General features: G+C 43.7%; 9 protein-coding genes and 1 tRNA gene. All 10 read right to left on the bottom strand.

The window, feature by feature from the left end; all coding sequences use genetic code 11:
- Positions 1 to 158: 158 nt before the first annotated feature.
- Positions 159 to 4358 (bottom strand): DNA-directed RNA polymerase subunit beta', encoded by a 4200-nt coding sequence (gene rpoC, locus ACF8FD_RS14190; protein WP_131229868.1) that lies wholly within the window; start codon positions 4356 to 4358, stop codon positions 159 to 161.
- Positions 4359 to 4531: 173 nt separating this feature from the next.
- Positions 4532 to 8620: a DNA-directed RNA polymerase subunit beta gene (gene rpoB, locus ACF8FD_RS14185; RefSeq protein ID WP_392453514.1), complete on the bottom strand. Its 4089-nt coding sequence runs from the start codon at positions 8618 to 8620 to the stop codon at positions 4532 to 4534.
- Positions 8621 to 8921: 301 nt separating this feature from the next.
- The gene (gene rplL / locus ACF8FD_RS14180) at positions 8922 to 9287 is read right to left on the bottom strand and encodes a 50S ribosomal protein L7/L12 (protein ID WP_004692767.1); all 366 of its coding nucleotides are present in this window, start codon (positions 9285 to 9287) and stop codon (positions 8922 to 8924) included.
- Between the two features lie 48 nt (positions 9288 to 9335).
- Positions 9336 to 9842, bottom strand: coding sequence for a 50S ribosomal protein L10 (gene rplJ, locus ACF8FD_RS14175; protein ID WP_010325732.1), 507 nt, complete (start codon positions 9840 to 9842; stop codon positions 9336 to 9338).
- A 301-nt stretch (positions 9843 to 10143) separates the two neighbouring features.
- Complete coding sequence (gene rplA, locus ACF8FD_RS14170) at positions 10144 to 10839, bottom strand: 50S ribosomal protein L1 (protein WP_010325731.1); 696 nt, start codon at positions 10837 to 10839, stop codon at positions 10144 to 10146.
- Positions 10840 to 10842: 3 nt separating this feature from the next.
- Complete coding sequence (rplK, locus tag ACF8FD_RS14165) at positions 10843 to 11271, bottom strand: 50S ribosomal protein L11 (RefSeq protein ID WP_004668262.1); 429 nt, start codon at positions 11269 to 11271, stop codon at positions 10843 to 10845.
- Between the two features lie 118 nt (positions 11272 to 11389).
- A complete protein-coding gene (gene nusG, locus ACF8FD_RS14160) occupies positions 11390 to 11923 on the bottom strand; it encodes a transcription termination/antitermination protein NusG (protein ID WP_004692772.1) in 534 nt (177 codons plus the stop codon).
- 7 nt (positions 11924 to 11930) lie between these two features.
- Entirely contained in the window at positions 11931 to 12371 is a 441-nt protein-coding gene (gene secE / locus ACF8FD_RS14155; protein ID WP_004692774.1) for a preprotein translocase subunit SecE, read from the bottom strand.
- A gap of 76 nt (positions 12372 to 12447) precedes the next feature.
- Positions 12448 to 12523, bottom strand: a tRNA-Trp gene (locus ACF8FD_RS14150).
- Positions 12524 to 12571: 48 nt separating this feature from the next.
- Positions 12572 to 13276 (bottom strand): EF-Tu/IF-2/RF-3 family GTPase (locus ACF8FD_RS14145; protein ID WP_392453513.1); only part of this gene is annotated, 705 nt, incomplete at its 5' end.

Below are 13276 nucleotides of genomic sequence, written 5' to 3'. Positions count from 1 at the left end.
CCTCTATTTTTTAATCGTTAGTGAAGTAAGGAGATTCGTGTACTTATATTTTTAATATAGGAAAAATGTGAAATTTATAAAAGCTTAAATCAGCTTCTGTAACAAAAGGACAAAAAAAGCCACCCGAAGGTGGCTTTTTCATGCATTTAAAGGGCTAATTACAGACCATTAAACTCATCGCTAAATGCTTGGCTTAATGCTTGATCCACATCAGAGAAGTCATTTACAAGCTCATGCTCTGCAGCTTCAGCTTCTTGACGACGACGCTCTAAGTGATACGCAAGACCAGTACCTGCAGGAATCAAACGACCTACAACTACGTTCTCTTTCAAGCCACGTAAATCATCTTCTTTACCTGTTACAGCCGCTTCAGTTAACACACGTGTAGTTTCCTGGAACGATGCAGCAGAGATGAACGAGTCAGTAGACAACGATGCTTTAGTAATACCCATCAATTGACGTTCAAACTTCGCAGGGAACTTGTTTTGCGCAAGAACAGCTTGGTTCTCTTGCATCACGCGGATGTAATCCACTTGCTCGCCTTTGATGAAGCTTGTATCACCGCCATCAGTGATATCAACTTTACGCAACATTTGACGTACGATCACTTCAATGTGCTTGTCGTTGATTTTTACACCTTGCAGACGGTATACGTCTTGAACTTCGTTCACGATGTAGTTGGTCAGCGCAACTTCGCCTTTCAAGCGTAAGATGTCATGTGGGTTCTGTGGACCGTCAGAAACAGTCTCACCACGGTTCACATGTTCGCCTTCGAACACGTTCATGGTACGCCATTTTGGAATCAGTTCTTCATAAATCTCAGAACCATCATCTGGAGTAATCACTAAACGGTTCTTACCTTTAGTCTCTTTACCAAAGCTTACAACACCTGAAATTTCAGCAAGAATTGCATGCTCTTTCGGTTTACGGGCTTCGAACAAGTCAGCTACACGCGGTAGACCACCGGTAATGTCACGCGTACGTGAAGTTTCTTGAGGTACACGACCAATAACATCACCCACACCGATTGTTTCGCCATCACGGACAGAAAGAATCGTGTTTTGTGGTAGGAAGTAGAACTGCTCACCACCATCCGTCGTATCAAGAACAACCGCAGGACGTAAATCTTTACCAGACGCAGGACGTGCAGTCACAGGTAAGATTTCAATCGTCGTCATACCTGTTGCATCATCAGTTTTAGAGGTAACAGTTACGCCATCAGCAATTTGGCTGAAACGTACTTTACCTGCAACTTCTGTTACAAGTGGGTGTGTGTGCGGATCCCAAGTCGCTACGATACTGCCTGCTTCTACAGCTTCGCCATCTTTCAACAAGATAGACGCACCGTATGGCAGTTTATAACGCTCACGCTCACGACCTAAATCATCCGCAATACCGATTTCGCCTGAACGAGAAGTCGATACCAAGTGACCTTTAGCATGTTGTACTGTTTTCACATTGTGGAAACGTACGGTACCTTTGTTACGTACTTGTACGCTGTTTGCAGCAGACGTTCGGCTTGCAGCACCACCTACGTGGAAGGTACGCATTGTTAACTGTGTACCCGGCTCACCAATCGATTGTGCAGCCATAACACCCACAGACTCACCAGGGTTCACCTGATGACCACGCGCAAGGTCACGACCATAACATTTCGCACATACGCCGAATGTAGATTCACACGCAACCACTGAACGTACTTTAACTTCATCGACACCTTGCTCTTCTAGGAAGTTTGCAAGTTTCTCATCAATCAAAGTGTTACGAGGCAGGATAACGTCGTCAGAACCTGCTTTCTTCACATCTTCAGCAACAACACGGCCCAGTACTCGAGTACCTAAGTTCTCGATCACGTCACCGCCTTGAATGAACGGAGTCATTACAAGACCGCCCAAAGTACCACAGTCAGGCTCAGTAATGACCAAGTCTTGCGCTACGTCTACAAGACGACGTGTCAAGTAACCAGAGTTTGCTGTTTTCAGTGCTGTATCGGCCAAACCTTTACGCGCACCGTGTGTTGAAATGAAGTACTGAAGTACGGTCAAACCTTCACGGAAGTTCGCTTTAATTGGAGTTTCAATGATCGAACCATCTGGTTTCGCCATCAAACCACGCATACCCGCTAACTGACGAATCTGAGCTGCCGAACCACGGGCACCTGAGTCAGACATCATGTAGATACTGTTAAATGATTTTTGCTTCTCATCTTCACCCTGTTTGTTTTTAACAGTGGTAAAAGACAAGTTGTCCATCATCGCTTTCGCTACTTGGTCGTTCGTACGTGCCCAAATATCGACAACTTTGTTGTAACGTTCGCCCGCAGTTACGAAACCTTGTTCGAACTGTTGCTCAATTTCACGAACTTCAACTTCCGCTTTTTCAATAATTGAGTACTTCGCAGGTGGAATCACCATGTCTTCCATACCGACCGATACGCCTGAACGTGTCGCTTGACGGAAACCTAAGTACATCAATTGGTCAGCAAAGATCACGGTATCTTTAAGACCTAATTTACGGTAGCAAGAGTTAATCAACTTAGAGATGTTTTTCTTGGTCATCTCAACGTTGATTTGTTGGAAATCCATACCTTCTGGCACAACTTCCCAAAGTAAGCAGCGACCTGGTGTGGTATCCACAACAATGGTTTGCTGTTCACGGTTACCATTTTCATCAATCACAGTCTGGTGTACACGTGCTTTTACGCGAGCGTGTAAATTTACCTGACCTGTTGCCAATGCACGGTTAACTTCGTGAGTATCTGCAAACACCATGCCTTCACCTTTGGCATTGATCGCATCACGAGTGATGTAATACAAGCCTAAGACAACGTCCTGAGACGGTACGATGATTGGCTCACCGTTCGCTGGAGACAAGATGTTGTTGGTCGACATCATTAACGCACGCGCTTCTAACTGCGCTTCAAGTGTTAATGGTACGTGTACCGCCATTTGGTCACCGTCGAAGTCGGCGTTAAACGCAGCACAAACGAGTGGGTGAAGACGGATCGCTTTACCTTCAATCAGGATCGGTTCAAATGCTTGAAGACCCAAACGGTGAAGTGTAGGCGCACGGTTCAACATCACTGGGTGTTGACGAATCACGTGAGCAAGAACGTCCCAAACTTCTGGCGTTTCGCGCTCAACCATTTTCTTCGCAGCTTTAATGGTTGTTGCTTGGCCAGATGCTTGTAGTTTCGCGAAAATGAATGGCTTGAATAATTCAAGCGCCATTTTCTTCGGAAGACCACATTGGTGCAGACGTAAAGTAGGACCTACAGTAATTACCGAACGACCTGAATAGTCAACACGCTTACCAAGTAAGTTTTGACGGAAACGACCTTGTTTACCTTTGATCATGTCAGCCAAAGATTTAAGAGGACGCTTGTTCGAACCCGTGATTGCACGACCACGACGACCGTTGTCTAGCAATGCATCTACAGACTCTTGTAACATACGTTTTTCATTACGTACGATAATGTCTGGCGCAGCAAGGTCAAGAAGACGCTTCAAACGGTTGTTACGGTTGATCACACGACGGTAAAGGTCGTTCAAATCAGAAGTCGCGAAACGACCACCTTCAAGTGGTACTAACGGACGAAGATCTGGTGGAAGTACTGGAAGTACATTCATCACCATCCATTCTGGCTTGTTGTTTGACTCTTTGAACGCTTCCATCAACTTCAAACGCTTAGACGCTTTTTTCAGCTTAGTCTCAGACGTTGTGTTTGGAATTTCTTCACGTAAACGTGAAATTTCGTTTTCAAGATCGATGTCTTTTAACAAGTCTTGAACAGCTTCTGCACCCATTTTCGCAGTGAATTCATCACCGTGTTCTTCTAAAGCGTTGAAGTATTCTTCATCGTTTAAAAGTTGGTATTTCTCAAATGGAGTCATACCTGGGTCAGTTACTACGTAAGATTCGAAATACAATACACGTTCGATATCACGTAAAGTCATGTCTAATAATAGACCGATACGGCTCGGAAGTGATTTTAAGAACCAAATATGTGCAACTGGAGAAGCCAGCTCGATGTGACCCATACGCTCACGACGAACTTTCGCAGTTGTTACTTCAACGCCACATTTTTCACAAATGACGCCTTTGTATTTCATACGCTTGTATTTACCACACAAGCATTCGTAATCTTTGACTGGACCAAAAATTTTGGCACAGAATAAACCATCACGTTCTGGTTTGAACGTACGATAGTTAATGGTTTCAGGCTTTTTAACTTCACCATGAGACCATGACTTAATCATTTCTGGTGACGCAAGACCAATACGGATGCGATCAAACTCAACTGGAGCATGACCATCTGAATCCGTCTTTTTGCGCATGATATCGAGCAAGTCTTTCAATTTTTTTCTCCGTGTGTTGTGGAGACTTTCACTACACAACTGGGTCACAAATATTGTTTTTACTGAACAATCCTCCCTCAATCCCTCCTTTTTCTAAGGAGGGAAGCTCCTACTCTTTTAAAGTGGGAACTCCCCCTTTCTCAAAGGGGGTTGGGGGGATTAAATGGAACTAATTAGTCACCATTTTTCAGTTCAATGTTGATACCTAAAGAACGGATCTCTTTGGTCAATACGTTGAACGATTCAGGCATACCTGGGTCCATATAATGGTTACCATCTACAATGTTCTTATAGATACGGGTACGACCTTCAACGTCATCCGACTTAACAGTAAGCATTTCTTGAAGCGTGTAAGCTGCGCCATATGCTTCAAGCGCCCAGACTTCCATCTCACCGAAACGCTGACCACCGAATTGTGCTTTACCACCAAGCGGCTGTTGAGTTACTAATGAGTAAGAACCAGTAGAACGCGCGTGCATCTTGTCATCTACCAAGTGGTTCAGTTTCAACATGTACATGTAACCTACAGTTACAGGACGGTCAAACTGTTCACCTGTACGACCATCATACAATACTGTTTGACCAGTACGTGAAATGTTCGCAAGCTCTAACAAGTCTTTAATTTGTGATTCTTCAGCACCATCGAATACCGGCGTTGCAAGTGGAACACCCGCACGTAAGTTACCCGAAAGTACCAAAATTTCATCATCAGTTAAGCTATCAAGATCTTCTTGCTCGCCACCAACTTTGTTATAAATCTTGTCTAAGAATCCACGAAGCTCAAGTACAGTACGTTGCGCTTTTAACATCTTGTCGATTTCTTCGCCAAGACCTTTCGCTGCCATACCTAAGTGAGTCTCTAGAATCTGACCCACGTTCATACGTGACGGTACACCCAGTGGGTTCAATACGATGTCGACTGGAACACCATTGGCATCGTGCGGCATGTCTTCAACAGGTAAGATGTTAGAAACAACACCCTTGTTACCGTGACGACCCGCCATTTTATCACCCGGTTGGATGCGACGTTTAACAGCCAAGTAAACCTTAACAACTTTCAATACACCTGTTGTTAATTCATCACCTGTAGAAAGTTTGCGTTTTTTCTCTGCAAATTTCTCATCAATTTCGAAGCTCTTCTCTTTCAAGAAAACTTGAATTTGAGTTAAACGCTCTGCAATAGCTTCATCAGTCGGTTGGATTTCAAGTAAATCAACCAACTCTAAACTAGATAATACGTCTGCAGAAAGCTTATCGCCACGCTTAGTTGTACCACCACCGTTAGACTCTTGACCCGTCAACAAACGAACAATACGTTCACGTGCTGCTTCTTCGAAGATTTTGTATTCTTCTTTCAAGTCTTTACGGTAAGCGTCTAATTGAGCTTTTTCAATTGCTTGGGCACGTTCGTCTTTTTCAAGACCGTCACGAGTAAACACTTGAACGTCAATCACTGTACCTTTCGTACCTGATGGAACACGTAAAGATGAGTCTTTTACGTCAGCTGCTTTTTCACCGAAGATTGCACGAAGCAATTTTTCTTCTGGTGTTAACTGCGTTTCACCTTTAGGCGTTACTTTACCTACAAGGATATCGCCAGCAGTCACTTCAGCACCGATATATACGATACCTGATTCATCAAGCTTAGAGAGTGCAGCTTCACCCACATTAGGGATATCCGCTGTGATCTCTTCCGCACCCAATTTGGTATCACGTGCAACACATGATAATTCTTGAATGTGAATCGAGGTTAAACGGTCTTCTTGAAGTACGCGCTCTGAAAGTAAGATCGAGTCTTCATAGTTGTAACCATTCCACGTCATGAACGCAACGCGCATGTTTTGACCGAGTGCAAGCTCACCGCCATCTGTTGATGGACCGTCAGCCAATACATCGCCACGACCGACTTTATCACCAAGTTTCACAAGAACTTTTTGGTTAATACAAGTGTTTTGGTTCGAACGTGTATATTTGATCAGGTTATAGATATCTACACCTGCCTCGCCTGCAACCATTTCGTCTTCGTTGACACGAATCACGACACGTGAAGCATCGACAAACTCGATACGACCACCACGACCCGCAATCACACACACACCAGAGTCATGCGCTACATTTGCTTCCATGCCTGTACCTACAAGCGGTTTGTCAGCAATCAATGTAGGCACAGCTTGACGCTGCATGTTTGAACCCATCAATGCACGGTTGGCGTCATCGTGTTCAAGGAATGGAATGAGTGATGCAGCAACAGAAACAACCTGCTGTGCAGAAACGTCCATATGCGTCACTTTTTCAGGCGGCATACGTACGAAATCACCTTGGTGACGTACAGAAACAAATTCTTCTGTTAAGTTACCGTCTTTATCTACGCCAGAATCGGCCTGTGCAATCACAGTACCTACTTCTTCAATGGCAGATAAATACTCCACTTCATCCGTTACACGACCATCAACCACTTTACGGTATGGAGTTTCTAAGAAACCGAAATTGTTACATTTCGCATAAACAGAAAGCGAGTTGATCAAACCAATGTTTGGACCTTCAGGCGTTTCAATTGGACATACACGGCCATAGTGAGTTTGGTGTACGTCACGTACCTCAAAGCCCGCACGCTCACGTGTCAAACCACCAGGACCAAGCGCCGATACACGACGTTTGTGCGTAATCTCAGACAATGGGTTGTTTTGGTCCATGAACTGAGATAATTGGCTTGAACCAAAGAACTCTTTGATTGCAGCAGCCACTGGTTTCGCATTGATCAAATCTTGCGGAGACAAGTTATCTGTTTCAGCTTGGCTTAAACGTTCTTTAACAGCACGTTCTACACGAACTAGACCAACACGGAATTGGTTTTCAGTCATTTCACCTACTGAACGCACGCGACGGTTACCCAAGTGGTCGATATCATCGACTTCACCTTTACCGTTACGGATTTCAACCAATGTTTTGAGTACATCAGTGATATCTTCGTTCGACAAAATGCCTTCAACTTCACGAGACTTCTGATCCGTACCCACTTCGTAAGGACGACCCAAACGACGGTTGAACTTCATACGACCGACTGGAGAGAGGTCATAACGTTCAGAAGAGAAGAACAAGTTGTTGAATAAATTTTCAGCCGCTTCTTTCGTTGGTGGCTCGCCTGGACGCATTACTTTGTAGATTTCTACCAATGCTTCTTCACGACCTGTCGTGGTGTCTGCACGTAAAGTATCTGCAACGAATGAACCACGGTCGATGTCATTGGTGAATAGAATGTTAAATTGTTTAACACCACCTTCAGCCAATTTCACCATCACTTCATGGCTGAGTAAGGTATTTGCTGCAATCACATCACCATCTTTAAGTGGGATGTCTTCTGCAGTAATACGCTCGTACAAGTACTCATCAGGCACAGAAAGCTTTTCTAGGCCAGCAGCTTCCATTTGACGCACATGACGCGCGTTGATACGCTTGCCTTGCTCAACAATGGTTTTGCCATCATTGTCTACGATGTCAAATTGTGCCATTTCGCCACGTAAGCGTTCTGGAACAAGGTCAATCTGGTAGCTACCCATGTCTAGGTATACAGGCACTTTTTCATAGAACAAGTCTAAGATTTGCGCATTGTTATAACCCAAAGCACGAAGAACCACAGTCGCGAGTAATTTGCGACGACGGTCAATACGCACAAATACAAGGTCTTTTGCGTCAAATTCGAAGTCTAACCATGAACCACGGTAAGGAATAATACGCGCAGAATAAAGCACTTTACCACTAGAGTGAGTTTTGCCTTTATCGTGGTCAAAGAACACGCCCGGTGAACGGTGTAATTGAGATACGATTACACGCTCAGTACCATTAATAACGAATGTACCGTTATCGGTCATGAGTGGCATTTCACCCATGTACACTTCTTGCTCGCGCACGTCTTTAATTGATTTAGTTTCGCGATCTTTTAAGATCAAACGAATTTTTACGCGCATTGGTGCTGCATAAGTTGAGCCACGAAGAATACATTCGCGTACATCAAACTCAGGCTTACCAAGACTATACTCAACAAATTCTAAAGCAGCATTGCCAGAATAACTTTCTATAGGAAAAACTGAACGAAACGCGGCTTGCAGACCGATATCTTCGCGGTTTTTTGGTGATTTGCCATCTTGTAAAAATGTTCTGTACGAGTCGACTTGAATCGCGAGCAAGTACGGAGCATCCATAACACTAGGCAATTTACCAAAATTCTTACGGATCCGTTTCTTTTCGGTATATGAGTATGCCATCTGGAGTCCTCGGAAAGTAAACCGAGCCCGCCTGCAGAACGGGCTCAGAAGGAATTACGCAGGCCGATATGGCCACCACTTTTTACAAATGCTGCAATTTTCAGTGGTATTGAAACGCTTACCAATATTTTTAAATTTGAAAAATATTGGTAAGCGTTTGATTCTTTTCTTTATTTTAATTTGATTGATTTTCCACCAAGCAAACAAAAATCGAGCCGATTATTGTAACGCAAAAAGGCTGATGACCCAAGAGCCATCAGCCAATTTTTGGGGTGAAATTAATATTCCCCCCCTGGTAACATTACTTAATAGTAATAGTAGCACCAGTTTCTTCAAGTTTTTTCTTAAGTTCTTCAGCTTCTTCTTTAGAAACTGCTTCTTTAAGAACTGAAGGAGCGCCTTCAACCATGTCTTTAGCTTCTTTCAAGCCAAGGCCAGTGATTTCACGAACTGCTTTAATCACAGCTACTTTGTTCGCGCCGAAAGAAGTCAACTCAACGTTGAATTCTGATTGCTCTTCAGCAGCAGCAGCAGCAGGACCTGCAGCTACAGCTACAGCAGCAGCAGATACGTTGAATTTTTCTTCGAAAGCAGAAATAAGTTCAACAAGTTCAAGAACAGTTTTTTCAGCAACTGCGTTTAAGATTTCTTCGTTTGTTAAAGCCATGAGAGTAACTCCAAATGGGTATTGAATGATGTGTGTTTAAGTTTGAGCTTATGCAGCTTCTGACTCGTTTTTCTCTTGAAGCGCTGTAAGTAAGCGACCCAATTTCGAAATAGGAGCTTGAAGAACGTTTGCAAGCATAGTAAGCGCTTTCTCTTGGTTTGGAAGATTCGCGATAACGCTAACTTCTGCGCCTTGATAAAGTTTGCCTTCAAATGCAGCAGCTTTAAGTTCAAATGCTTTGTTAGTTTTCGCAAATTCTTCGAATAAGCGTGCCGCAGCACCCATATCATCTGCAGAAGTTGAGAAAGCTAAAATTGTTGGGCCAACAAGGTTGTCGTTCAAGATATTGAATGGAGTATCTTGAAGAGCGCGTTTAGCCAAAGTATTACGTACAACACGTGTAGCAACACCTAACTTACGAGCTTCAACACGAAGAGCAGTTAATTGCTCAACAGTTAAACCTTGGTAGTCAGCAACAACAGCAGCAAACGCAGTAGAAGCAACTTCAGTTACTTCAGCAACGATCTGTTTTTTGCCTTCGATAAGAAGAGCCATTGTAAAACCTCCTAACGGTGATTTATGTACTTACGCGAAGTACACTCCCAATTCGCAAGTTCATCACTGAACTTACACGCGGAGGATGAACAAATCACACCACCGCGTCTACTCAGGCTGGGAAATTAAGAAAGTAATCGAAATTACTCTCGCCTGAGGTCTTTGACGCTGATAAATCTACATTTACCAATTCAAAGTTTGCCTAAGTTTGCAAGTAGTCCGAAACCGGTTTCTCTTGCGTAATATTTGAAGCAGCGCTTCAAATATTACTCAGGGCTTTAAAATTCTGTCTAAGTTAAACTTAGTTAGAAACGTTGTTTACATCAACAACAAGACCAGGACCCATAGTTGAGCTCAAAGTGATCTTTTTGATGTATACACCTTTAGATGTCGCAGGCTTTAACTTTTTCAAGTCTGCAATCAAAGTTTCAACGTTTTGACGAACAGCTTCAGCAGAGAAATCTACTTGACCAATCGCAGCGTGGATAATACCCGCTTTGTCTACACGGTAACGTGCTTGACCAGCTTTTGCATTTTTAACTGCACCAGCTACGTCAGGAGTTACAGTACCCACTTTAGGGTTTGGCATTAAGCCACGTGGACCAAGAATCGTACCCAACTTACCAACAACGCGCATTGCATCAGGAGCAGCAATCACTACGTCAAAGTCAAGGTTACCCGCTTGAATGCTTTCAGCAAGGTCATCAAAACCAACCACGTCCGCGCCTTCAGCTTTAGCAGCTTCAGCAGCAGCGCCTTGAGCAAACACAGCTACACGTACAGTTTTACCAGTACCTGCAGGAAGTGTAGTCGCGCCACGAACAACTTGGTCAGATTTACGAGGGTCAACACCTAGGTTTACCGCAACATCCAAAGATTCTTTGAATTTCGCAGCAGGAAGACCAGCAAGAACAGCTACGGCTTCTTCTAAAGTGTAAACTTTGTTTGCTTCAATAGCAGCAGCAATGGCTTTTTGACGTTTAGTTAACTTTGCCATGTCTTATAGCTCCACTTCCAAGCCCATAGAACGTGCAGAACCAGCGATGGTACGAACACGTGCGTCTAAATCAGCACCAGTTAAATCTGGTTCTTTAGTAGTCGCGATTTCTTCCAATTGAGCACGAGTCAACTTACCAACTTTAGTTTTGTTAGGTACAGCAGAACCCTTTTGGATACCAGCAGCTTTCTTAAGAAGAATAGATGCAGGAGGAGTTTTCATGATGAATGTGAACGACTTGTCGTTGTACACAGTGATCACGACTGGAATTGGTAAACCAACTTCAAGTTTTTGTGTAGCAGCATTGAATTCTTTACAGAATGCCATGATGTTAACACCACGTTGACCCAATGCAGGACCAATCGGTGGAGATGGATTCGCTTTACCAGCTGGAACTTGCAGCTTGATATAGCCGTCAATCTTCTTAGCCATTTCAAATTACCTCTGGGTACAAACGCCGATGAAGGCTCCCCAATTTCTAAGTAACGATACCGTTACAACAACAATGCCTGACTTATAAATAAGCCAGGCGTTTTTCAACCACTTCGAATTAAACTGATTTTTCGACTTGGCGAAATTCCAGCTCAACCTGAGTTGGTCGATTAAATACATTAATGGTCAACGTTAAACGTGACTTTTCGTATAGAACTTCTTCCACCACACCTTTAAAGTCTGTGAATGGACCGTCAATTACGAGTAATTCTTCGCCTGGTTCAAACATCGTCTTCGGACGTGGTGCTTCACCAGTATTGCGTACACGAGCAAGAATCGCATCTGCTTCACGTTGGGTAATTGGCGCCGGTTTCTCAGCCGTACCACCAATAAAACCTAAAACTTTTGGACATTCTTTAACAATGTGCCAAGTTTCATCATTCATTTCCATTTCGACCAATACATAGCCTGGAAAGAACTTACGTTCAGATTTACGTTTCTTACCATCCTTCATTTCTACCACTTCTTCGGTAGGAACAAGGACTTCACCAAAGCTATCGGCTACAGCGCTACGCTGGATTCGATCATTAAGTGAACGCATCACTTGTTTTTCATAACCTGAATAGGCATGAATAATGTACCAACGTTTCATAGCTCTCTTACCCGATAATAAACTTCATTAACCAGCCCAAAATGTAGTCAAAACACCATAATAAAATGGATGCAACAACTACAACCGCAAGCACCTGCCAAGATGTGGTCATGGTCTCTTGCTTCGTTGGCCAAGTCACTCGACGCAGCTCAATTCGTGAGTCTTTCAACAAACGAGCAAAGCCTTTGCCTTGATGGGTGGCGTATAATAAACCGAATGCCACGATGATACAAGCCAAAATTACCCCAACGCGCACCCAGATATCGTTGGCTGGTGCCCAATACGCTGGTAGGTGTTGATTCACCATGGTCGCACCAATTAATAAAATCAATGCGATAATCCATAAGACGACGTCTAGGGGAGAACCAGATTTAACTACTTCAGCAGAATTATTTCTTTGAGGGATTGCCGCGTCGCTTTGTGCGTCGCGTAATTTTTCATTCGACATTTTTGTACTCGTCGTAGGTTTCGCGACTTATTATATGACCAGTTTTGCCGACATCAAGCGTCTTTTATAAAAAAGTTGGCAGGCCAGGAGGGACTCGAACCCCCAACATTCGGTTTTGGAGACCGACGCTCTACCAATTGAACTACTGACCTGCAAAACAAATTGGAGTCGAAACCCCAATTTGTAATTTTATTTTATAATTATGCAGTTACTTTAGCAACTACACCAGCACCAACTGTACGGCCACCTTCACGGATCGCAAAACGTAGACCTGGGTCCATTGCGATTGGGTGGATTAATTCTACTGACATTTCTACGTTGTCACCAGGCATAACCATTTCAACGCCATCTTGTAATTTGATCGCGCCAGTTACGTCAGTTGTACGGAAGTAGAACTGTGGACGGTAACCGTTAAGGAATGGAGTGTGACGCCCACCTTCTTCTTTAGAAAGTACGTATACTTCTGCATCGAATTTAGTGTGCGGCTTGATTGCACCTGGTTTAGCAAGTACTTGACCACGTTGTACGTCTTCACGCTTAGTACCACGTAGAAGAACACCACAGTTCTCGCCCGCACGACCTTCGTCTAGAAGTTTACGGAACATTTCTACGCCAGTTACAGTTGTTTTAACTGTATCTTTGATACCAACGATTTCAACTTCTTCGCCTACTTTCACAATACCAGTTTCTACACGGCCAGTTACTACTGTACCACGACCAGAAATAGAGAATACGTCTTCGATTGGCATTAAGAATGCTTGGTCGATTGCACGTACTGGCTCTGGAATGTAAGTGTCAAGCGCGTCAACAAGTGCAACAACTGCTTCTTCGCCATACTGACCAGCGTCACCGTTAAGTGCAAGAAGAGCTGAACCACGGATAACTGGAGTATCATCACCTGGGAA

This window comes from Acinetobacter sp. TYF_19 (assembly GCF_043105125.1).
Taxonomy (GTDB): Bacteria; Pseudomonadota; Gammaproteobacteria; order Pseudomonadales; family Moraxellaceae; genus Acinetobacter; species Acinetobacter johnsonii.
The sequence above is the reverse complement of the archived record's forward strand: the minus strand, read 5'-3'. Positions and strand labels throughout refer to the sequence as shown.

Bases quoted from the DNA above. Each gene is read 5' to 3' on its own strand.
- secE (WP_004692774.1), bottom strand. From the start codon at position 12,371: ATGTCGAATGAAAAATTACGCGACGCACAAAGCGACGCGGCAATCCCT.
- nusG (WP_004692772.1), bottom strand. From the start codon at position 11,923: ATGAAACGTTGGTACATTATTCATGCCTATTCAGGTTATGAAAAACAA.
- rplJ (WP_010325732.1), bottom strand. From the start codon at position 9,842: ATGGCTCTTCTTATCGAAGGCAAAAAACAGATCGTTGCTGAAGTAACT.
- rpoB (WP_392453514.1), bottom strand. From the start codon at position 8,620: ATGGCATACTCATATACCGAAAAGAAACGGATCCGTAAGAATTTTGGT.
- rplA (WP_010325731.1), bottom strand. From the start codon at position 10,839: ATGGCAAAGTTAACTAAACGTCAAAAAGCCATTGCTGCTGCTATTGAA.
- rplK (WP_004668262.1), bottom strand. From the start codon at position 11,271: ATGGCTAAGAAGATTGACGGCTATATCAAGCTGCAAGTTCCAGCTGGT.
- rplL (WP_004692767.1), bottom strand. From the start codon at position 9,287: ATGGCTTTAACAAACGAAGAAATCTTAAACGCAGTTGCTGAAAAAACT.